The organism is Micromonospora ferruginea (assembly GCF_013694245.2).
Classification (GTDB): domain Bacteria; phylum Actinomycetota; class Actinomycetes; order Mycobacteriales; family Micromonosporaceae; genus Micromonospora; species Micromonospora robiginosa.
Genome location: NZ_CP059322.2, coordinates 6,364,390 through 6,386,089, shown reverse-complemented (window position 1 = coordinate 6,386,089; position 21,700 = coordinate 6,364,390). Strand labels below are relative to the sequence as shown.

The 21,700-nt window shown below is 74.7% G+C and carries 18 protein-coding genes; 10 read left to right on the top strand and 8 right to left on the bottom strand.

Going from position 1 to position 21,700, the window contains the following annotated elements:
* Positions 1–116: 116 nt before the first annotated feature.
* Positions 117–581 (bottom strand): hypothetical protein, encoded by a 465-nt coding sequence (locus H1D33_RS28825; protein WP_246411812.1) that lies wholly within the window; start codon positions 579–581, stop codon positions 117–119.
* A gap of 242 nt (positions 582–823) precedes the next feature.
* Between H1D33_RS28825 and H1D33_RS28820 the strand changes: the two genes are divergently transcribed.
* From H1D33_RS28820 to H1D33_RS28805, 4 genes are read left to right on the top strand one after another with little or no spacing between them, the layout of a single operon-like run.
* Positions 824–2,275, top strand: a complete 1,452-nt coding sequence (locus tag H1D33_RS28820) for a DNA-3-methyladenine glycosylase 2 family protein (RefSeq protein ID WP_181570209.1) — start codon at positions 824–826, stop codon at positions 2,273–2,275.
* Entirely contained in the window at positions 2,272–2,784 is a 513-nt protein-coding gene (locus H1D33_RS28815; protein ID WP_181570210.1) for a methylated-DNA--[protein]-cysteine S-methyltransferase, read from the top strand. Before H1D33_RS28820 ends, H1D33_RS28815 begins: the two co-directional genes overlap by 4 nt.
* Before the next feature lie 36 nt (positions 2,785–2,820).
* Positions 2,821–4,635, top strand: a complete 1,815-nt coding sequence (locus H1D33_RS28810; protein WP_181570211.1) for an ABC transporter ATP-binding protein — start codon at positions 2,821–2,823, stop codon at positions 4,633–4,635.
* Positions 4,632–6,608, top strand: a complete 1,977-nt coding sequence (locus tag H1D33_RS28805; protein ID WP_246411814.1) for an ABC transporter ATP-binding protein — start codon at positions 4,632–4,634, stop codon at positions 6,606–6,608. Before H1D33_RS28810 ends, H1D33_RS28805 begins: the two co-directional genes overlap by 4 nt.
* Positions 6,609–6,643: 35 nt before the next feature.
* Here H1D33_RS28805 and H1D33_RS28800 read toward each other — a convergent pair whose 3' ends face one another.
* Entirely contained in the window at positions 6,644–8,107 is a 1,464-nt protein-coding gene (locus H1D33_RS28800) for a hypothetical protein (RefSeq protein ID WP_181570212.1), read from the bottom strand.
* Positions 8,108–8,227: 120 nt separating this feature from the next.
* Here H1D33_RS28800 and valS point away from each other — a divergent pair, with 120 nt between their 5' ends.
* Positions 8,228–10,792 carry a valine--tRNA ligase gene (gene valS, locus H1D33_RS28795; RefSeq protein ID WP_181570213.1) on the top strand — a complete coding sequence of 855 codons (2,565 nt, stop codon included), beginning with the start codon at positions 8,228–8,230 and terminating at the stop codon, positions 10,790–10,792.
* A gap of 50 nt (positions 10,793–10,842) precedes the next feature.
* On the opposite strand, the gene H1D33_RS28790 is transcribed toward valS, so the two are convergent.
* From H1D33_RS28790 to H1D33_RS28770, 5 genes are all read right to left on the bottom strand, one after another.
* Positions 10,843–11,328: a hypothetical protein gene (locus H1D33_RS28790; protein ID WP_246411816.1), complete on the bottom strand. Its 486-nt coding sequence runs from the start codon at positions 11,326–11,328 to the stop codon at positions 10,843–10,845.
* A 113-nt stretch (positions 11,329–11,441) separates the two neighbouring features.
* Entirely contained in the window at positions 11,442–12,152 is a 711-nt protein-coding gene (locus tag H1D33_RS28785) for an ABC transporter permease (RefSeq protein ID WP_181570214.1), read from the bottom strand.
* Positions 12,152–13,114 carry an ABC transporter ATP-binding protein gene (locus tag H1D33_RS28780; RefSeq protein WP_181570215.1) on the bottom strand — a complete coding sequence of 321 codons (963 nt, stop codon included), beginning with the start codon at positions 13,112–13,114 and terminating at the stop codon, positions 12,152–12,154. Before H1D33_RS28780 ends, H1D33_RS28785 begins: the two co-directional genes overlap by 1 nt.
* Positions 13,111–13,989, bottom strand: a complete 879-nt coding sequence (locus H1D33_RS28775) for an ABC transporter permease (protein WP_181570216.1) — start codon at positions 13,987–13,989, stop codon at positions 13,111–13,113. The genes H1D33_RS28780 and H1D33_RS28775 overlap by 4 nt, the downstream gene beginning before the upstream one ends.
* Entirely contained in the window at positions 13,982–14,896 is a 915-nt protein-coding gene (locus tag H1D33_RS28770; RefSeq protein WP_181570217.1) for an ABC transporter ATP-binding protein, read from the bottom strand. Before H1D33_RS28770 ends, H1D33_RS28775 begins: the two co-directional genes overlap by 8 nt.
* Positions 14,897–15,039: 143 nt before the next feature.
* Here H1D33_RS28770 and H1D33_RS28765 point away from each other — a divergent pair, with 143 nt between their 5' ends.
* From H1D33_RS28765 to galT, 4 genes are all read left to right on the top strand, one after another.
* Positions 15,040–15,597, top strand: a complete 558-nt coding sequence (locus H1D33_RS28765) for a DM13 domain-containing protein (protein ID WP_181570218.1) — start codon at positions 15,040–15,042, stop codon at positions 15,595–15,597.
* Positions 15,598–15,708: 111 nt separating this feature from the next.
* Positions 15,709–17,238 (top strand): adenylyl-sulfate kinase, encoded by a 1,530-nt coding sequence (gene cysC, locus H1D33_RS28760; RefSeq protein ID WP_181570219.1) that lies wholly within the window; start codon positions 15,709–15,711, stop codon positions 17,236–17,238.
* 145 nt (positions 17,239–17,383) lie between these two features.
* Positions 17,384–18,172, top strand: a complete 789-nt coding sequence (locus H1D33_RS28755) for a DeoR/GlpR family DNA-binding transcription regulator (protein WP_181570220.1) — start codon at positions 17,384–17,386, stop codon at positions 18,170–18,172.
* The gene (galT, locus tag H1D33_RS28750; RefSeq protein WP_181570221.1) at positions 18,169–19,242 is read left to right on the top strand and encodes a galactose-1-phosphate uridylyltransferase; all 1,074 of its coding nucleotides are present in this window, start codon (positions 18,169–18,171) and stop codon (positions 19,240–19,242) included. The genes H1D33_RS28755 and galT overlap by 4 nt, the downstream gene beginning before the upstream one ends.
* Positions 19,243–19,484: 242 nt before the next feature.
* Here galT and H1D33_RS28745 read toward each other — a convergent pair whose 3' ends face one another.
* Positions 19,485–20,702 carry an NADP-dependent isocitrate dehydrogenase gene (locus tag H1D33_RS28745; RefSeq protein WP_181570222.1) on the bottom strand — a complete coding sequence of 406 codons (1,218 nt, stop codon included), beginning with the start codon at positions 20,700–20,702 and terminating at the stop codon, positions 19,485–19,487.
* A 100-nt stretch (positions 20,703–20,802) separates the two neighbouring features.
* On the opposite strand from H1D33_RS28745, the gene H1D33_RS28740 reads away from it, so the two are divergent.
* Positions 20,803–21,648 (top strand): MBL fold metallo-hydrolase, encoded by an 846-nt coding sequence (locus H1D33_RS28740; RefSeq protein WP_307755275.1) that lies wholly within the window; start codon positions 20,803–20,805, stop codon positions 21,646–21,648.
* Positions 21,649–21,700 lie beyond the last annotated feature (52 nt).

Genomic DNA, 21,700 nt, shown 5'->3' with positions numbered 1-21,700 from the left:
GGGTCGGGTCAGCCGGCTCCCGGCGCGGTCCGCCCGCGGTCGGGTCGGCCGGCTCCGGGCGCGGTCCGGGCGCGGTCCGGTCTGCTCGGCCGGGCCAGGATCTCCGGACGAGCGGGTCAGCCGGCCCGCAGCCGGCGCCAGTCCGCCGGCAGCGTGTCGATCGCGACGCCCTCGGGAAGCGCGCCGGGCGGCAGTTCGGCCGCTGCGGCGAGCGGCAGGGTGAACCGGTGCGCGGCGGCGGGCCCGGCCGCGTAGGAGCGGTCGAGCAGCCAGCGCACCTCGTCGGCGGTCCAGCCGAGGCCGGGCCGGGCGGCGAGCTGGCGGACCAGCCGCACGCCGACCCGGGTGTCGTCGTCGTAGAAGCGCATGCACCAGTGGTGCGCCCACATGCCGAGCGCCCGCAGCCCGGCCGGGTCGAGCGACGCGACGAGCCGGCCGCAGGCGGTGTCGGTGAAGGCCCGTTCCGGGTCGCCGGCCCGGTCCCGCTCGATCGCGCCGTAGGCGGCCGGCGCCACCGCCCGCATCCGGTCGTAGAAGCCCTGCACCACCGCGGCGTCGATCCGTGCTCGCCCCGATCGCATCAGCGGACACCCCGCCCGGCCACGCTCGCCATGCCTCGCACCTCTTCTTGAGTTGGTGGCGGGACGGTACCGACCACTTACGACAGTTTCTCGGATCGGTCGGCAAGATCCACGCCACCTCGCCGGGACGGCGGCATCCGCAGGGCCGGGACACCGCCACGTCGCCGAGCTGGCGCGACTCCCGCACGTCATGTCCGAATCCCGCCAGCCGAGCGTCCGACCTGCAAGGCAGGATCGGTGTCATGGAACTGGACTTCGAGCGGTGCTACCGGGCCGTCGACAGCCGCGACCCGCGGTTCGACGGCTGGTTCTACACCGGTGTCACCTCGACCGGGATCTACTGCCGGCCGTCCTGCCCGGCGATGACGCCGAAGCGGCAGAACGTCCGGTTCTTCCCGTCCGCCGCCGCCGCCCAGGGCGCCGGGCTGCGGGCCTGCCGCCGGTGCCGGCCCGACGCCGCGCCGGGCTCGCCGCAGTGGGACGTCCGGGCCGACCTGGTGGGTCGCGCGATGCGGCTGATCGCCGACGGTGTGGTCGACCGGGACGGCGTGCCCGGGTTGGCCGACCGGCTGGGCTACACCGAGCGGCACCTGCACCGGATGCTCCGGGAGGGGCTGGGCGCCGGCCCGCTCGCGCTGGCCCGGGCGCAACGCGCGCAGACCGCCCGGATCCTGGTCGAGACCACCGGGCTCGGCCTCGCCGAGGTGGCCTTCGCCGCCGGGTTCGGCAGCGTGCGGCAGTTCAACGAGACGGTCCGCGAGGTCTACGGCGTCACCCCGTCCGAGCTGCGGGCCGGCCGGAGCACCCGACAGGCGGCCGGCGGGGCGGGCACCATCACGCTGCGCCTGGCCCACCGGCCGCCGCTGCACGCGGGCGCGCTGCTGGACTTCCTCGCGCTACGCGCGCTGCCCGGCGTCGAGGAGGTCCGCGACGGTGCCTACCACCGGGGCCTGCGCCTGCCGCACGGGCCCGCCACGGTGACGCTGGCCCCGGCCGACGGGCACGTGGCGGCCACGCTCCGGCTGGCCGACATGCGCGACCTGGCGCCCGCGGTGGCCCGGTGCCGCCGCCTGCTCGACCTCGACGCGGACCCGGTCGCGGTGGACGCCACCCTGGCCGGCGACCCGGCCCTGGCCCCGGCGGTCGCCGCCGAGCCCGGGGTCCGGCTGCCGCACGCGGTGGACGGCTTCGAAATGGCCGTCCGGGCCGTCACCACCCAGCAGGTCTCGCTGCGCTCGGCCCGGACCACGCTCACCCACCTGCTCGCCGCCGTCCGGCGTGCCGACGGGTCGGCCGTCGACCTCACGCCGGGCGGGCCGCGGGCGTTCCCGAGCCCGGCCGAGGTGCTCGCGGCGCCGGATGCGGCGTTCCGGATGCCGGGGGCCCGGCGGGAGACGATCCGGGCGCTGGCCCGGGCCGTCGCCGACGGTGAGCTGGACCTGGAGCCGGGCGGCGACCGGGAGGAGGCGGTGCGGCAGTTGACCGCGCTGCCCGGCGTCGGGCCCTGGACCGCCGGCTACCTGGCCATGCGCGCGCTCGGCGATCCCGACGTCATCCTCGCCACCGACCTGGGCGTCCGCCGGGGCGCAGCCGCGCTCGGCCTGCCCGACGACCCGAAGACCCTGCACGCCTACGCCGACCGCTGGCGCCCCTGGCGGTCGTACGCGACGATCCGACTCTGGAGAGCGACATGACCATGGTGGACAGCACCGTCATCGACACCCCCGCCGGCCCGCTGAGCGTGCTCGCCGGTCCCGACGGGGCGGTACGCGCCGCCGGCTTCACCGCCGACCCGGCGACGCTGGTGCCGTTGACGCACCTCAGCCTGCGCGGCGACCTGCGCGAGCGGGCCGACCTCGGTCCGGTGACCGCCGCGGTCCGGGCCTACCTCGACGGCGACCTGGCCGCGATCGACGCGGTCGAGGTGGAGCAGCACACCGACGGCGTCTTCCTGGCGCACGCCTGGCGGGTGCTGCGCGACGTCAAGCCGGGCGACCCGGTGACCTACACCGGCTTCGCCGCGCTGGCCGGGCGACCGGCCGCGGTCCGTGCCGCCGCGGCGGCCTGCGCGCGCAACGCCGCCGCGCTCTTCGTCCCCTGCCACCGGGTGCTGCGCACCGACGGCGCGCTCGGCGGCTACCGCTGGGGGCTGGACGTGAAGAAGTGGCTTCTCGGGCATGAGGGACGGGTGACGGCTAGCTGACCCCGCACCGTCACACCAGGCCGCTACCGTCGGCTGGTGCCCGCGCCCAGCGATGGCAATCCCGCGGCGCATCCCGGCGCCCGGTCCCAGCCGCTGCGCAACCTCTGGCGGCTGCGCCCCTACCTGCGCCCGTATGCGGCGGAGTTCGCCTGGCTGCTGGTCGCGGCGCTGGCCGCGACCGCGGCGAGCCTGGCCGTCCCGCTGGTGGTGCAGCGGGTGGTGGACGGGCCGGTGGCCCGGCACGACGAGGCCGGGCTGTTCCGCCTCGGCGCGCTCGCGCTGCTGCTCGGGCTCGCCGAGGCGGCGCTGATCTTCATCCGGCGGTGGACGCAGTCGTCCTCCTCGGTCGGCATGGAGGCGGCCATCCGCGCCGACATCTACGCGCACCTGCAACGGCTGCCGGCCGGCTTCCACGACCGCTGGCAGTCCGGCCAACTGCTCTCCCGGGTCACCAGCGACCTCTCGGTGATCCGCCGGTTCCTCTCCTTCGGCCTGCTCTTCCTGGTGCTCAACCTGGTCACCTACGCCGCCGTGGTGGTGCTGCTGATCCGGCTGCACCCCTGGCTGGGCCTGCTGGTCGCGGCCAGCGCGGTGCCGCTGTTCCTGATCAGCCGCCGGTTCGCCCGGCACTACCACGCGGCCTCCCGCCGCATGCAGGACCAGCAGGGCGACATCGCCACGCTGGTCGAGGAGACGGCGCAGGGGCTGCGCACCATGCGGGCGTACGGGCGAGGCCCGGAGCTGGCCGCCCGGTTCGCCACCGGTGCGCGCCGGCTGCACGACACCGGGATCGACAAGGCGCGGCTGCTCGCCCGCACGTCCGCGCTGTTCGACCTGGTGCCCAACCTGACGCTCGGCGCGGTCCTGGTCGCCGGCGCCGCCGCCGTGGCCGACGGCGCGCTCACCATCGGGCAGTTGGTCGCCTTCGTCAGCCTCCAGCTCATGCTGATCTGGCCGGTGCAGTCCCTCGGCTGGATCATCGCGAACGGGCAGGAGGCCGCCACCGCCGCCGACCGGATCCAGGAGGTGCTCGACACCCCGCCGACCATCGTGGACGCCCCCAACGCCCGGTCGCTGCGGCGCGCCGAGGTCAGCGGCCGGCTCCGGTTCGACCGGGTGAGCTTCCGCTATCCGGGCGCGCCCGCTCCGGTGCTGCACGAGCTGGATCTCACCGTCGAGCCGGGAGAGACGCTCGCGTTGGTCGGCGCCACCGGGTGCGGCAAGAGCACGCTGCTCTCGCTGGTCCCCCGGTTGCACGAGGTGACCGGCGGCCGGATCACGCTCGACGGCCACGACCTGCGCGACCTGCGGCTCGGCTCGCTGCGCCGGCTGGTCGGGGTGGCCTTCGAGGAACCGACCCTGTTCTCCATGTCGGTCCGGGAGAACCTCACCCTGGGCCGGCCGGACGCCGGCGACGAGGAGGTCCGGGCCGCGCTGGCGCTGGCGCAGGCCGACTTCGCGTACGACCTGCCGTGGGGTCTGGCCACCCGGATCGGCGAGCAGGGGCTGTCGCTCTCCGGCGGGCAGCGGCAGCGGCTGGCGTTGGCCCGGGCCGTGCTCGGCCGGCCCGCGCTGCTGGTCCTCGACGACCCGCTCTCCGCGCTGGACGTGCACACCGAGGCGCTGGTCGAGGCGGCGCTGCGCCGGGTGCTGCGGGACACCACCGCGCTGCTGGTGGTGCACCGGCCCTCCACGGTGGCGCTGGCCGACCGGGTGGCGCTGATGGAGGGCGGCCGGATCGTCGCGGTCGGCACCCACTCCCGGATGCTGGCCGAGGTGCCGGCCTACCGGGCGGTGCTCTCCGCCGAGCCGGAACGCCGGCCCGACGGCGTCGGCCTGGTGCGGTCGTGACCCGCCGCGGCGCGCGGGTGCCGCCACCTCGCGGCCCGGCCGCCCGGCACGCCGCCGCCACCAGCGACGCCGCCGGGCGCGCCGCCTCCGATTGCGACGCCGCCGGTCGGGACGCCGACGGTCGGGACGCCGACGCCGGACTCGCCAGGTGGCGAGGTCGGGCCACCGACCCGGACGCCGACCGCAGCCGCGCCGAGGACTCGTCACCGGAGGCGGTCACCCGGCTGCGTGCCCGCAGCCGGCTCCTGCTGCGGCGCCTGCTCCGCCCGCACCGTCGCCCGCTCGGCCTGGCGGTGACGCTGCTGCTGGTGCAGAACGCGGCCGCGATGGCCGGCCCGTACCTGGTCATGCTCGGCATCGACCGGGGCATCGGTCCGCTGCGGGCCGGCGACGCCGGGCCGCTGATCGCGGTGGCCGCCGTGTTCGTGGTGGCCACCGCCACCGAGTACGCGGCCCGGCGCGCGTTCCTCGCCCTCGCCGCGCGGATCGGCCAGGCCGTCCTGCTCGACCTGCGACGCCGGGTGTACGCGCACTTCCTCCGCCTCGACGTGGGCTTCCACGAGCGATACACCTCGGGTCGGATGGTGTCCCGGCTGACCAGCGACCTGGAGTCGATCGGCGAGCTGGTCGACGGCGGCATCGACCGGCTGGTCATGGCCGTGCTGTCGGTGCTGTCCGTGGCGGCCATCCTGCTCTGGCTGGACCCGCCGCTGGCCGCGGTCACCCTGGTCGCCTTCCCGTTCCTGTTCTGGCTGTCCCGCTGGTTCGCCCGGGCCTCGGCCGGCGCGTACCGGCGCACCCGGGAGGCGGTGGCGCTGGTCATCGTGCACTTCGTCGAGTCGCTGCGCGGGATCCGGGCGGTGCAGGCGTTCCGCCGGGAGGCCCGCAACCAGCGCATCTTCGCCGCGGTCAACGACGACTACCGGGCGGCCAGCCTGCGCGCGTTCCGGCTGATCGCGATCTACTCCCCCGGCATCCGACTGATCGGCAACCTCACCGCCGCGACGGTGCTCGCGTACGGGGGCTGGCGGGTGCTGGGCGGCCACACCGAGGTCGGCGTGCTCGCCGCGTTCCTGCTCTACCTGCGGCGGTTCTTCGAGCCGATGGAGGACCTGAGCCAGTTCTACAACTCGCTCCAGTCGGCGACCGCGGCGCTGGAGAAGCTGGCCGGGGTGCTCGACGAGCGTCCCGCGGTGGCCGAACCGGTCCGGCCGGCGTCGCTGCCCGCCGGGCCGCCACGCGGCGCGGTGACCTTCCGGTCGGTCTCCTTCGGCTACCGGCCGGAGACGCCGATCCTGGCCGGCCTGGAGCTGACCGTGCCGGCCGGGCAGACGGTCGCGTTGATCGGGCCGACCGGCGCGGGCAAGTCCACGGTGGCGAAGCTGCTGGCCCGGTTCCACGACCCGGACGCCGGGTCGGTCCGCCTGGACGGGGTCGACCTGCGCGAGCTGGCCGACGCCGAGTTGCGCCGCGCGGTGGTGCTGGTCACCCAGGAGACCCACCTGTTCAGCGGGTCCGTCGCGGAGAACATCCGGTTCGGCCGGCCGGACGCCGACGACGCCGCCGTGGTCGCCGCCGCGCGGGCCATCGGCGCGCACGAGTTCATCGCCGCGCTGCCCGACGGGTACGCCACCGACGTGCACCGGCGCGGCGGCCGCCTCTCCGCCGGGCAGCGGCAGCTCGTCGCGTTCGCCCGGGCGTTCCTGGCCGATCCCCGGGTGCTGATCCTCGACGAGGCCACCTCGTCGCTGGACGTGCCCACGGAACGGCTGGTGCAGCGGGCGCTGCGGAACGTGCTGCGCGACCGCACCGCGCTGGTGATCGCGCACCGGCTCTCCACCGTGGAGACCGCCGACCGGGTGCTGGTGCTGGACACCGGCGGGATCGTCGAGGACGGCTCACCGGCCGACCTGGCCGCCGCCGGCGGTCGCTACGCCGCGCTGCACCGCCAGTGGCGCGACTCGCTGCTCTGAGCAGGACGGCGGGTCCGCCGGCGCCGCGCCGCACCCTAGGGACGGGCGGCCGGCCCGGCGGCGGCCTCGGCGCGCAGGTCGCGCCGGAGCCGGTCGACCGCCCAGCCGAAGCCGTGCAGCAGCACGAGGAGCGCCGCGCAGGCGGTGACGAGCACCGGCACGGTCAGGGCCACCCCGCCGGACGGGACGGTGCCCAGCCCGACGAGCAGGGTCGGGGCCAGCGTCAGGGCGGACAGCGCCGTCGCGGCCGCCCCGAGCGCCAGGATCCCTGCCGTGCGCCCCGGCTCCGGCTCGGCGGCAGCTTCCGGACCGGAAGCGGCGAGTGCCAGGCCGAAGCCGAGCGCCAGGCCCAACCCGACGGCGGCGGGCAGCGAGACGAGGAGATCGGTGGCGCCCGGCAACTCGGCCCGGACCGCCGGGGCGGCCAGCGGCACCGCGAGCGCGGCGAGAAGCAGACCGACCGCGTCCCACGGCAGCAGGCCGGGACGCAGCCGGGCCACCACCGCACCGGCCACCGCCGCCGCCACGCCGGCCAGCACGACGAGGTACGCCTGGGACCGCTGACCGGCGAACCCGATCCGCAGCCCGAGGAAGAGCAACGGCCCGGCGGCGAACCCGAGCACCACCCAGCGGGCGGCCACCGCCCGGCCGACCCGGTAGGCGTAGCCGAGCAGGACCAGCCCGACCACCACCGCGACGGCCACCGGGGCGAAGTAGGCGACCGACTCGACGAACCGCGCCCGCCTCGGCCCGGCCAGCCCGTCCGGGCTGAGCCGGAACACGTCCACCACCCACCAACGCGCCGCCAGCCCGACCAGGGTGAGCACGGCCGCGAGGGCGGTGACCACCGCGGGACCGAACCGGGGCGGCCCGGCCGACACTCGACCACCGGGCCGGGCGAGATGCGCCAGCACCGCGGCCACCGCGACCACCGCCAGGCTGACCCCGGCCTGGGCCGGCCAGGCCCGGCCGACGCCCTCGTAACTGTCGCTCACCGCGACGCGGAACATGTCCTCGACGCCCGGATGCGCCACCAGGCCGGCGGCGAGCGCGGCGGCGACCGGCCAACGCCTCGACGGCCCGAGGCGGGCCAGGGCGGACAGCGCCCCGCCGAGCGCCAGACCCGCGCCGAGGGCTGCGGCGAACACGGTCAGCGCCTGCGCGGCGGTGGGCGGCTGCTGGGGCACGATCCCGGTCCCGCGCCCGAGGAGCACCCCGCCGGCCAGGTAGTCGAGCGCCAGGCCGGCCAGCGCGACCGGCCAGCCGGGCAGCCGGTCGACCACCGCGACCGCGACCAGGGCCACGGCGAGCAGGCCGCCGGCGACCAGCGGCACCAGCGTCACGCCGTAGCGCAGTGACCCGGTCGGGAAGCCCTGGACGAGATCGGCGAAGCCGGCCTGGCGGGCCACGGCGAGGCCACGGGTGCCGAAGTAGGCCCCGACCGCGAACGCCGCGACCGTGGCGGCGGCCAGCGCCGGGGCGCGTGTGTTTCCGTCCATCGTGGTGCCTCCCCCGCATCCGTGGACGGCCAGATGCTGTCACACCCGCCGACCGGCCCGCTGTCCCTCGACCGTGCGAAAGCCGTGGAGCGGCCCGCTGGGCCCGCCTACCATCGGCAGATGACCGACACGACGAGGACGGCCCGCGCTGGCGTCCCCGAGCGTCCGAGCCTGGACGGCCTCGAAGAGACCTGGTCCCGCCGCTGGCAGTCCGACGGCACGTACGCGTTCGACCGTTCGAAGGAACGCGCGGACGTCTACTCGATCGACACCCCGCCGCCGACCGTGTCGGGCGAGCTGCACATGGGGCATGTCTTCTCCTACACGCACACCGACGCGGTGGCGCGGTTCCAGCGGATGCGCGGGCGGACCGTGTTCTACCCGATGGGCTGGGACGACAACGGGCTGCCCACCGAACGCCGGGTGCAGAACGTCTACGGGGTGCGTCCCGACCCGGCGCTGCCGTACGACCGGGACTGGCGACCGCCGGCCGCCCCGGTGGGCGACGACGCCCGGAAGAATCCGACGGCGATCTCCCGGCGCAACTTCATCGAGCTGTGCGAGACGCTGACCGTGGAGGACGAGAAGGTCTTCGAGGCGCTGTGGCGCCGGCTGGGCCTGTCGGTGGACTGGTCGCTGACCTACACCACGATCGGGCGGCCGGCCCGCGCGGCGAGCCAGCGCGCGTTCCTGCGCAACCTGGCCCGGGGCGAGGCCTACCAGGCGGAGGCGCCGACGCTCTGGGACGTGGGCTTCGGCACCGCGGTCGCCCAGGCGGAGTTGGAGGACCGGGACCGCCCGGGCGCGTACCACCGGCTGCGGTTCACCGGCCCGGACGGGCGCGAGGTGCTGATCGACACCACCCGGCCGGAGCTGCTGCCGGCCTGCGTGGCGTTGGTCTGCCACCCCGACGACGAGCGGTACGCCGACCTGGTCGGCGCGTCGGCGCGTACCCCGGTCTTCGGGGTGGAGGTGCCGGTGCGCGCGCACCCGCTGGCGGACCCGGCCAAGGGCACCGGCATCGCGATGGTCTGCACGTTCGGCGACCTGGCGGACGTGACCTGGTGGCGGGAGCTGCGGCTGGACACCCGGGTGGTGATCGGCCGGGACGGCCGGCTGCTGCCGGAGGCGCCGGCCGGCGTGCCGGCCGGGCCCTACGCGGCGCTGGCCGGCCAGACCGTCAACGGCGCCCGGCGGACGCTCGTGGAACTGCTGGCCGACGCCGGTGACCTGGTCGGCGAGCCGCGCCCGATCACCCATCCGGTGAAGTTCTACGAGCGCGGCGACCGGCCGCTGGAGATCGTGTCGACCCGGCAGTGGTATCTGCGCAACGGCGGCCGGGACGCCGACCTGCGCGAGGAGTTGCTGGCCCGGGGCCGCGAGCTGCGCTGGGTGCCGGAGCACATGCGGCACCGCTACGAGCACTGGGTGGGCGGCCTCACCGGTGACTGGCTGGTCAGCCGGCAGCGGTTCTTCGGCGTGCCGGTGCCGGTGTGGTACCGGCTCGACGACGCTGGCGAGCCGGACTGGACCCACCCTCTCACACCGGACGAGGCGATGTTGCCGATCGATCCGACCAGCGAGCCGCCGCCCGGCTACCAGGAGGCGCAGCGTGGCGTCCCCGGTGGTTTCACCGGGGATCCGGACGTGCTGGACACCTGGGCCACCTCGTCGCTGACCCCGCAGGTCGTCGGCGGTTGGGAGACCGACCCGGACCTGCACCGGCGGGTCTTCCCGATGGACCTGCGCCCGCAGGGCCACGACATCATCCGCACCTGGCTGTTCGCCACCGTGGTCCGGTCCCATCTGGAGCACGGCGTGCTGCCCTGGCGCACGGCGGTGCTCTCCGGCTGGATCCTCGACCCGGACCGGAAGAAGATGTCGAAGTCCAAGGGGAACGTGGTCACCCCGATGGGGCTGCTGGAGCAGCACGGCTCCGACGCGGTGCGCTACTGGGCCGCCAACGGCAAGCCGGGCATGGACCTGGCCTTCGACCCGGCCCAGGTCAAGGTGGGCCGCCGGTTGGCCACGAAGGTGCTCAACGCGTCCCGGTTCGCGCTCGGGCTGGGCGCCGCCGACGCGCTGCGGGCCCCGGTGACCCAACCGTTGGACACCGCGATGCTCGCCGAGCTGTCCGGCGTGGTCGCCACCGCGACCGCCGCCTTCGACGGGTACGACCACACGGCCGCCCTGATGGCCACGGAGGCGTTCTTCTGGCGGTTCTGCGACGACTACATCGAGCTGGTGAAGGAGCGCGCCTACGGCTCCGGGCCGGCGGCCGACTCGGCCCGGGCGGCGCTCGCCACCGCGTTGTCGGTGCAGTTGCGACTGTTCGCCCCGGTGCTGCCGTTCGTCACCGAAGAGGTCTGGTCCTGGTGGCGGTACGGCTCGGTGCACCGCTCGACGTGGCCGACCACCTACGAGGTGGGCCGCGCGATGGCCGCGCCCGGTGACCCGGAGCTGCTGCGGCTGGCCGCCGACGCGCTGGGGCAGGTGCGCCGGGCCAAGTCGGAGCGGAAGCTGTCGATGAAGGCGGAGGTGCCGCTGGCCGAGGCGCTCGGGCCGGCGGCCCTGCTCGACCAGCTCACCACCGTGGCCGACGACCTGAGGGCGGCGGGCCGGATCGCGAAGCTCGACCTGCTGCCCGACCGTACCCCGGAGCTGGTCGTCGCCTGCGCGTTCTGAGCACGGCGAAGGGGCGGCCGGCACGAGGCCGAACCGCCCCTTCAGGTGGGTCAGCCGGCCGCGCAGGTCGCCTTGAGCTTGCCCTGGGCGGCGGTGAGGTCCGCCCTGCTGGGCGCCTTCTTCGGTGCCTTGGCCCAGGTGTCGGCGAGGTCGCCCATCTCGGTGGCGACCGCCTTCACCGCCTCGTTGACCTCGTCGCTGCTGGTGAACGCGTGCGTGTACATGGTCGCCGCGCCGGCGGAGTATTGCGCGCTCACCGCGGAGTGACCGGCCGGCGGGCCGATCTTCTCCGCCTCGGCGACCTCCTTGAGCGCGGCCGTGATGTCCTTCTGGGCGGTGGCGCAGGTGGTGCGGGTGGCCGCGTCGAGGCCCACCGGGGCGGGCGACGCGGCCGGCGCCGACGGCGTCGAGGCGGCCGGAGCGGACGCGCCGGCGGGTTCGGCCGCCGACGTGTCGTCACCGTCGGTGGTGCAGCCGGACATGATGATCAGCGCCACCGCGGCCGGAGCCAGCAGGGCGGGTCGAGCGGGACGCAATGTGTTCTCCCCGTGTCTGGTGTCGTCGACGCCGCAACCTAGCAGAGCGGGGAGCATGCGGCGGGACCCCTTTCCGCCACCGGACGGTCGGCGGAAAGGGGTCCCGTCAGGCCTCAGCTCGTCTCGCCGGCCACGCTGAACGACCGGAGCCGGTCGATCGCCAGGACCGTGAAACCGACCGCCACCAGGGCGGTCAGCACGGCGGCGACCGGCACCGAGACGGTGGTGCCGAGCAGCGGGGTGGGCGCCATCCGGTCGGCCAGCGCGATCACCCACTGCTGGACCGACAGCACCTTGGTGCCGTCGACGAACCGGCCGAGCAGGCCCTCCCAGATCAGCACGTAGACCAGGCCGAGCAGCACCGGCCGCCGGCTCACCAGGCTGAGCGCCAGGAACAGCGCCGAGTAGGCGAGCGCGCCCGCCGCCGACGCGGCGACCAGGGCCAGCCCGAGGCGTACCGAGTCGGCGAGCACGCCCGCGACGTAGATCGGGACGCCGACGGTGACGGCGGTGACCGCGGCCGCGACCGCGAGCTTCGGCAGCACGATCTGCCAGCGGGGCATCGGCTTGGTGAGGATGTGCACCACGGTGCCGTCGTCGATCTCGGCGCCGAGCACGCCGGTGCCCACGATCAGGGCGACCACCGGCAGCACCACCGCCAGGCCGAGACCGACCAGCACCGGCGGCCCCCACTGGCCCGGGTCCACGCCGAGCGCCCGGCAGAGCGCCGCCAGGCCGATCAGGATCAACGGCAACGGCAACAGCATGAGGAACCGGCTCCGGCCGAACAGGCCGCGCGCGGTGATCCAGGTAACGGTCGACATCAGGCCTCCACCAGATACGAGAAGACGCTCTCCAGCGACTCGTCCTCCGGCAGCAACTGCCGGACCCGGATGCCGTGGCGGAGTGCGATCCTGGGCAGCGCCCGGGTGAAGGCGCCGTAGTCGCCGGCCTTCACGGTCAGGCCGGTGCGGCCCAGCTCGACGCCGGACACCGACGGCTCGGCCATCAGCGCCACCGCCAGGGCCCGGTCGTCGGTGGAACGCACCGCGAAGACGTGCGGCCGGTTGGTCATCAACCGGCGGATGGTGCGGTAGTCGCCGGAGGCGGCCAGCCGGCCGGCGACCATCACCTGGACCGTGCCGGAGACCTGCTCGACCTCCTCCAGGATGTGCGAGCTGAACAGGATGGTCCGGCCGGCGTCGCCGAGCCGGTGCAGCAGCCCCATCATGTGCAGCCGCTGCCGGGGGTCCATGCCGTTGAACGGCTCGTCGAGCAGCAGCACCTGCGGGTCGTGCACCAGCGCGGCGGCCACCCGGGTGCGCTGCCGCATGCCCTTGGAGTAGGTGCCGATGCGGCGGCCCTGCGCGCTCTCCATCTCGACCAGCTCGATCGCCCGGCGGGCCGCCGCCTCCGGGTCGGGCAGCTTGTGCAGCTTCGCGCTGGCCAGCACGAACTCGTACGCGCTGAGGAAGGTGTGCACCGCCTCGCGCTCGCTGACCAGGCCCAGCCGCCGGTAGACGCCCGGGTTGCGCCAGGTCGGCTCCCCGTCCAGCGTCACCGTGCCCCGGGACGGGGCGAGGAATCCGGCCATCATGTGCAGCAGCGTGGTCTTGCCGGCCCCGTTCGGGCCGAGCAGGCCGGTCACCCCGGGGCCGAGCCGCATGGTGACGTCGTTGACCGCCACCACGTTGCCGTACCAGCGGGAGACGCCGGCCAGGTCGAGGGTGCTGGTCGTCGCGGCGGCGGGCGCGTCGGCCGCCGGTTGCGTGCTGATCGCCGTCATCGGGCGGCCACCTTCCGGTATCGCAGGAGCAGCAGGCTGACGCAGGCGGCGACCAGCAGCACGGCGACCACGGCGTAGACCGGGCCGAAGTCGCCGATCGGCATGCCGCCGCGACCCTGGGTCAGCTTGTCGCCGAGCGCCCAGTTGCCCACGCCGCCGACGAGCGTCGACGGGGAGGCGAGGAAGGACAGTTCGTTGACCGTCCGGGAGGGCATGATGTTCAGCACGCCGACCACCGGCGTGGTCATCAGGAACACCGCGACGATGCCGCCGGCGGCGAAGGCGCGCTTGCCGGTGAGCGAGGCGACCAGCAGGGCGATCGAGGCGAAGACCACCGCCCACAGCCCCGCGTAGAGCAGGCCGGGCAGCAGGTCGAGCAGCTCGTCCCACACCCCGCGCATGCCCTTCGAGGTGGTGAACGCGGCGCCCAGGAACATCACCAGTTGCGGGCCGCCGAGCAGCAGCCAGAGCGACGTGACCAGCGCCAGCAGCTTGGCCAGCGCGTAGTCGCCGCGCGGCAGCGGCCGGGAGAAGTAGAGCGGCAGCACGCCGCTGCGCAGGTCGCGGGAGACCAGCTCGGGGGCGGCCACCGCGGCGAAGAAGATGACCAGCCAGCTCATCGCGTCGGCGAACTGGGCGTACGTCATCACCACCTGGCCGATCTGGCTGCGCACCGCGGTCAGCCCGGCGGCCACCACGGTGACCACGGCGACCACCAGCCACGGGAAGATCTTCGCCTTGGCGCTGCGGCCCAACCCGAAGACGGTACGCACGCCGTGGCCGTAGAGCGCGCCGAAGACCTGCCGGCGGCCGAGCCGCGGGCCGGTGTAGCGCTGGTAGCCGATGTCGTGGATGACGCCGGTGGCTTCAGGCATGGCTGGGCTCCCTCGGGGCGAAGAGTTCGGCCACCCGGTGCCGCCGCTGGTCCAGCCGGTGCAGCGGCAGGTCCAGCTCGGCGACCGCGCCGAGGATCAGGTCGTAGGTGTGCTCGTCGGTGAGCGGGACGAGCAGCAGCCGCCCGTCCCGGGACACCGGCAGGTCGAGCGCGGCCAGCCGGGCGGCCAGCTCGTCCGTGCCCTCGCTCACCTCGACGGCGAGCACGTCCGTGGCGGTGGTCATCGCGGCGACCCGGTCGGCGCGCAGCAGCCGGCCGCCGTCGATCGCGACGAGCGTGTCGCAGATCCGTTCCACCTCGCCGAGCAGGTGCGAGCAGACCACCACGGAGATGCCGAACTCGGTGCCGATCCGGTGCACCAGGGCGAGCATGGCGTCCCGCCCGGCCGGGTCGAGGCCGTTGGTGGGCTCGTCGAGCAGCAGCAGGTCGGGGTCGTGCACCAGCGCCTGGGCGAGCTTCACCCGCTGCTTCATGCCGGTGGAGTAACCGCCGACGGCCCGGTGCCGCTCCTCGTGCAGGCCGACGTGGCGCAGCGCCTCGGAGGCCCGTTCCCGGGCGACGGTGCGCGGCAGCCCGCTCATCCGGCCCAGGTGGGTGACCAGCTCGGCGGCGGAGAGGTCCGGCGGGAGGGCGTCGTGCTCGGGCATGTAGCCGACCCGGGCGCGGACCGCGGCCGGGTCGGTGGTGGGGTCGAGGCCGAGCACCTGCACCCGGCCGGTGGTCGGCGGGAGCAGACCCAGCAGGATCTTGATCAGCGTGGACTTGCCGGCGCCGTTGGCGCCGACCAGGCCGATGATCCCCGGCTCGACCGACACGGTGAGGTCGGCCAACGCGGTGACCCGACCTCCGTACGTCTTGGTCAGCGACTCGGTCGCGAGCAGTGTCACGCTGCCAGCGTAGGAAGCGAGGGCTCACCGGTGCACCGGGAAACGCTCGGGGATGTCCCTGATTCCGCCCGGACACCGCCGGTAAGGCTTCCGTAAGCGGCCGGACCGGTGACCGCCCGGCCCGGCCCCGGCAGACTCGACGCATGCCGATGCGTCTCCTGCGGGCCCCGCTGACCTGGGTCGCCGTCGCCGTCCTCGCGCTCGGCGCGGCGACCGCGCTCTACTGGTTCCAGCCCTGGAAGCTGGTCACCGACACCGAGGTGCACGAGGAGTTGGCGGCGGTGCCGTCCGTGACCGCGCCGGCCCCGTCGCCGTCGGCCGCGCCCGCCTCGACGCCGGCCGGCCCGGTGCTGCTCGCCGGCGGCGAGTTCGTCAGCCACGAGCACGACACCCGCGGCGCCGCCCGGATCGTCCGCACCGCCGACGGGCGGCACCGGCTGGAACTGGTCGGGCTGGACACCTCGAACGGTCCGGATCTTCAGGTCTGGCTGACCGACCAGCCGGTTCGGACCGGGCCGTCCGGGTGGCACGTGTTCGACGACGGCCGGCACGTGGCGCTCGGCGCGCTCAAGGGGAACCGGGGCGACCAGGCGTACGCGATCCCCGCCGGAACCGATCTCGCCGGGCTGACCAGCGTCTCGATCTGGTGCGAGCGGTTCGCCGTCTCGTTCGGCGCGGCGGCGCTGGCGCCCGCCGGCTGAGCGGCCGGCGACGCCCGGCCGACCGCCCGGTGGCCGCCAGGTGGAGTGGCGCTCTCGACCGATCGCCGGTGGGCTGCGAAACTGTGTGCCGGCCGGCGAGTTGGGGGTTCGATGAGCAACGGGTGGATCCTGCCCGAGGATGTGCTGCGGGATGCGCCGTCGTACGCGCCCAGACCCACTGAGCTGGCCGATCTCGAGCTGTTGGTGACCGGGGCGTACGCGCCGTTGACCGGTTTCATGACCCGGGCGGACCTGGCGGCGCTCAGCCGGCGCGGCCGGCTCGCCGACGGCACGCCGTGGCCGGTGCCGGTGACCCTGCAGGTGCCGGCGGCGCTCGCGGACGGCCTGGAGCCGGCCGACCCGGCCCGCCGCGCGCTGGTGCTCACCGACGGCGAGGGCGCCCCGGTGGCGGCGATGGACGTGGTCGACGTCTGGCCGACCCGCGAGGGCATGGTCGGCGTGGGCGGCGCGGTGCGCCGGCTCGGCGACGGCGGCCATGGTCCGTTCCAGCGCCTGCGACGCAGCCCGGACGAGGTGCGCGGGCTGCTGCCGCCGGGCCGGGTGCTCGGCGTCTTCGCCGACCGCCCGCTGCACCGCCCGCAGTTGGCCCAGATCGCGCACGCGGCCCGCACGCTCGGCGCGCACCTGCTGGTGCTGATCCCGGTGGGCGAGGAGTCGACCGGCGGCCTGCCGGCCGAGGCGCTGGTGCGCAGCGTGTTCGCCGCCCGTGACCGGATGCCCCCGGCGACGCTGGTGGCGGTGCCGCTGGCCCGCCGGTCCGACGAGATCAGCGACGCGTTGCTGCGGGCGCGGGTCGCCGCCGCCTACGGCGTGAGCCACCTGCTCTCCACCGAGGGCATGCTCTCCGGCGCCGGCCTGCGGGTGCTGGTGCCCCGGGAGTTGGCCTACGACAACCGGGACGGGCAGTGGCGCTGGCGGGAGGACATCCCGCCGCGCAACCGCCGGTTGGCGCTCGGCCAGGCCGAGATCGACGACCTGCTCGACCGGGGCTTCCCGCTGCCCGAGTGGCACACCCCGCCCGCGGTGGCCCGGGAGCTGGCCCGGGCCCGCCCGCCCCGGCGGCACCGCGGCCTGGTGATCTTCCTGACCGGGCTGTCCGGCTCGGGCAAGTCGACGATCGCCCGGGGCCTCGCGGACGTGCTGCGGGAGCAGGGCGACCGGAGCATCACGCTGCTCGACGGCGACGTGGTGCGGCGGGAGCTGTCCGCCGGGTTGGGCTTCGGCAAGGCCGACCGCGATCTCAACGTGCGCCGGATCGGCTGGGTGGCCGCCGAGATCGCCCGGCACCGGGGCGTCGGCATCTGCTGCCCGATCGCGCCGTACGCGGCGGCCCGGGCGACCGCCCGGGAGATGGCCCAGGCGGCCGGGGCGGGCTTCCTGCTGGTGCACGTGGCGACCCCGTTGGCGGTCTGCGAGCAGCGTGACCGCAAGGGCCTCTACGCCCGCGCCCGCGCCGGTCTGATCACCGGGATGACCGGGATCGACGACCCGTACGAGGAGCCCACCGACGCCGACCTGGTGGTGGACACCTCGGACCTGACCGTCGACGAGGCGGTCCAGCGGGTGATGGAGCACCTCGGCGAGACCGGCTGGGTGGAGCCCCGCCTCCAGCCCGCCTGACCCGCACGGATTCGCCGGCCGCCGTCGTCCCCACCGGGGACGGCGGCGGTGTCGCGTTCGCCCACGCCGACCGGTAGTGTTCGTCTTTGTTGGAACACGTTCGACCGCGTTCGCACGGTCGGTGACGCTCGGGAGGCGAGGCGGGATGCTGGCGCGACAGCGGCAGACGACCATCCTGGAACGGGTCCGCGCCGAGGGCGGGGTCCGGGTCACCGAGCTGGCCGCCGAGTTCGGCGTGTCCGACATGACCATCCGGCGCGACCTGGAGACGCTGCACGAGCAGGGGCTGCTGGCCAAGGTGCACGGCGGGGCGACGGTGGCCGGGCCCGGCTCGACCGACGAGCCCGGTTTCCGGGCCAAGTCCGTCCGGCAGTCCGCCGAGAAGACCGCCATCGCCGAGCACGCCGCCGGGCTGGTCCGCCCCGGCGCCGCGATCGCCCTGTCCGCCGGCACCACCACCGCCGAGCTGGCCCGCCGCCTGGTCGACGTGCCGGCCCTGACGGTGGTCACCAACTCGCTGCCGGTGGCCGAGATCCTGCACGTCGGTGGCCGGCCGGACCAGACCGTGGTGCTAACCGGCGGGGTCCGCACCCCGTCCGACGCGCTGGTCGGTCCGCTGGCCGTGGCCGCGATCGCCGCGCTCCACCTGGACCTGCTCTTCCTCGGCGTGCACGGGATCAGCGAGCGGGCCGGGTTCACCACGCCCAACCTGATGGAGGCGGACACGAACCGGGCGCTGGTGGCGGCCGCCGACGCGCTCGTGGTGCTCGCCGACCACACCAAGTGGGGCACGGTCGGCATCTCGTCGATCGTCGGCCTGGAGGCGGCGGACGTGCTGGTCACCGACGACCGGTTGACACCCGACGCACGGCGGGTACTCGAGGACAGGGTGGGTGAGCTGGTGACGGTGCCGGCGACGAGGGGGGCGGCGTGAAGCGTACGCAGATCGAGCTGGCCGACGGCCGCGAGCTGATCTACTTCGACGAGCGCGACGACGCGGTGCGGGACCAGCCGGACCGGCGGGACCTGCCCCCGCCGCCGCCCGCCTCGCAACTGCGGTACGACCCGCTGACCGACGAGTGGGTGGCGGTGGCGGTGCACCGGCAGACCCGCACCTTCCTGCCCCCGGCCGACCAGTGCCCGCTCTGCCCGTCCCGGGGCGACCGGCACAGCGAGATCCCGGCACCGGACTACGACGTGGTGGTCTTCGAGAACCGGTTCCCGTCGCTGAGCCAGCGCCCGGCCGAGGAGCCGGCCGAGATCACGCCGTTCACCCCGGTACGCCCCGGGCTGGGCCGCTGCGAGGTGGTCTGCTTCACCGACGACCACAACGCCTCGTTCGCCCGCCTCTCCCCGCTGCGGGTGCGGACCGTGCTGGACGCGCTCGCCGACCGCACCGCCGCGCTGAGCGAGCTGCCCGGCGTGGAGCAGGTGTTCCCGTTCGAGAACCGGGGCGTGGAGATCGGGGTGACGCTGCACCACCCGCACGGCCAGATCTACGCGTACCCGTTCCTCACGCCGCGGACCCGGAGCCTGCTGGCCGCCGCCCGGCGGCACGCCGAGCGCACCGGCGGCAACCTCTACGCCGACGTGCTGGCCGCCGAGCGGGCCGCCGGCGACCGGGTGGTGGCGAGCAACGAGCACTGGACCGCGTACGTGCCGGCGGCGGCCCGCTGGCCGTTCGAGGTGCACGTGGCGCCGCACCGCCCGGTGCCGGACATCCCGGCGCTCGACGACGCCGAGCGGGACGCCTTCGGTCCGCTCTACCTCGACCTGCTGCGCCGCTTCGACGGGCTGTTCGACCTGCCGATGCCCTACATCGCGGCCTGGCACCAGGCGCCGGTGCGCGTCGACCGCGAGCTGGGCCACCTGCACCTGCAGTTGTTCAGCGTCCGGCGGGCGAAGGACAAGCTGAAGTACCTGGCGGGTTCGGAGTCCGGCATGGGTGTGTTCATCAACGACATCGCTCCCGAGCGCGCCGCCCAACTGCTGCGCGCCGGGTAAGGCGGGGCCCCCGCTTAACGCCTCCGGTAGAGGAGGGGCCCCCGCTTAACACCCCCGCGCCCCGGAGACAGGGCGCGGGGGCCCGGAGACCGGGCCCCCGCGGGGAAGGGACAGCTGGACGCCGACTGGCATCGCGTCCACCTGGTGCAACGAGTCCGGCCAGGCCCGGGTGACGCCCGCCCCGCGGGACACGACGGAGCCCGCCGGCGCGTGCCGGCGGGCTCCGTGGTGGTCGGCGAGGGTCAGGCCGCGAGCTTGCGGGCCAGGTTCTCGTCGAGCGCGTTCATGAACTCGTCGGTGGTCAGCCACGGGGCGTCCCGCGAGATGAGCAGCGCGAGGTCCTTGGTCATCTGGCCGCCCTCGACGGTGTCCACGATGACCTTCTCCAGCGTGTTCGCGAACTCGGTGACCGCCGGGGTGCCGTCCAGCTTGCCCCGGTGGGCCAGGCCCCGGGTCCAGGCGTAGATCGAGGCGATCGGGTTGGTCGAGGTCTTCTCGCCCTTCTGGTACTGCCGGTAGTGCCGGGTCACCGTGCCGTGCGCGGCCTCGGCCTCGACGGTGCGGCCGTCCGGGGAGAGCAGCACCGAGGTCATCAGGCCGAGCGAGCCGAAGCCCTGCGCGACGGTGTCGGACTGCACGTCACCGTCGTAGTTCTTGCAGGCCCAGACGTACCCGCCCTCCCACTTGAGCGCGGCGGCGACCATGTCGTCGATCAGCCGGTGCTCGTAGGTCAGGCCGGCGGCGTCGAACTCGGCCTTGAACTCGGCCTCGAACACCTCGGCGAAGATGTCCTTGAACCGGCCGTCGTACGCCTTGAGGATGGTGTTCTTGGTCGACATGTAGACCGGGTAGTTGCGGTCCAGGCCGTACCGGAACGAGGCGCGGGCGAAGTCCCGGATCGACTCGTCGTAGTTGTACATGCCCATGGCGATGCCGCCGCCGGGGAAGTTGGCGACCTCCATCTCCATCGGCGCGGAGCCGTCGGCCGGGGCGTAGGTGATGGTGACCTTGCCGGGGCCGGGGACGACGAAGTCGGTGGCCTTGTACTGGTCGCCGTGCGCGTGCCGGCCGATGATGATCGGCTTGGTCCAGCCCGGGACGAGCCGCGGCACGTTCGACATGATGATCGGCTCGCGGAAGACCACGCCGCCGAGGATGTTGCGGATGGTGCCGTTCGGCGACCGCCACATCTTCTTCAGGCCGAACTCCTCCACCCGGGCCTCGTCCGGGGTGATGGTGGCGCACTTGACGCCGACGCCGTGCTCCTTGATGGCGTTGGCGGCGTCGACGGTGACCTGGTCGTCGGTCTCGTCGCGGTACTGGATCGACAGGTCGTAGTAGTGCAGGTCGACGTCGAGGTAGGGCAGGATCAGCTGCTCCCGGATCTGCTTCCAGATGATCCGGGTCATCTCGTCGCCGTCGATTTCCACGACCGGGTTGTTTACCTTGATCTTCGCCATCGGCCGGCGCTCCTCTCGGGGGACACGTGCTCAAGCAGTACGAGCGTACTGGAAACCGACCGGGGCGCCCCAGCCGGCCTCACGGTGGCATCCTTCCCGGATGCCGTCGACGCACACGCTCGGGTCTATCACGGTCACCGCTCTGCTCGACGGGACGGGCCCCTTCTTCCAGCCGCGCGCGGCGGCGTTCGACGGCGCCACCGAGGCGCAGTGGCGCGAGGCGGACCGTCGGGACCCGGACGCGGTCGGGCCGGACGGCGGCTGGATGCTCCCGTTCCGCGCGTTCGCGCTGCGCCGCGGCGACGGTCCGGTCACCCTGGTCGACGCCGGCATCGGTCCGGCGGACGCGCTCGCCGCGGGCTGGGCGCCGGTGCCGGGGCGGCTGCCCGACGAGCTGGCGGCCGCCGGCATCGACCCGGCGGACGTCCGCACGGTCGTCCTCACCCACCTGCACAGCGACCACGTCGGCTGGGCCGGGCCGCTGTTCGGAAACGCCGACCATCTCGTCCAGCGCGCCGAGCTGGCCGCGCTGGAGCTGTTCCACCCGGAGCTGCCGGCCCGGCTGCTCGGGCCGTTGCGCGCCGACGGCCGGCTGCGGGTGGTCGACGGCGACACCGACCTGACCCCGGGGGTACGCGTGCTGAGCACGCCCGGCCACACCCCCGGCCACCAGTCGGTGCTGGTGGAGCAGGGCGACGACCGCCTCCTGGTCACCGGCGACCTCCTGGTGCACGCCATCCAGTTGATCGACCCGGCGCTGCCGTACGCCCACGAGGAGAACCCACCCGAGGCCCGCCGAACCCGCGAGCGGATCCTCCGGACCCTCTCCCCGTCCTCCTGGCCACCCCCACCTGACCGCCCCTTCACCCCCACCCCCACCTGCACCCCGCCTGACCCCGTCGATCATGAAGTTGGCGGCATTTTCGATCTCCGAAACTGCCGCTAACTTCATGATCGACGCGGCGAGGCCCGGGGAGGCGGGGACGCGGAAGGGCGGC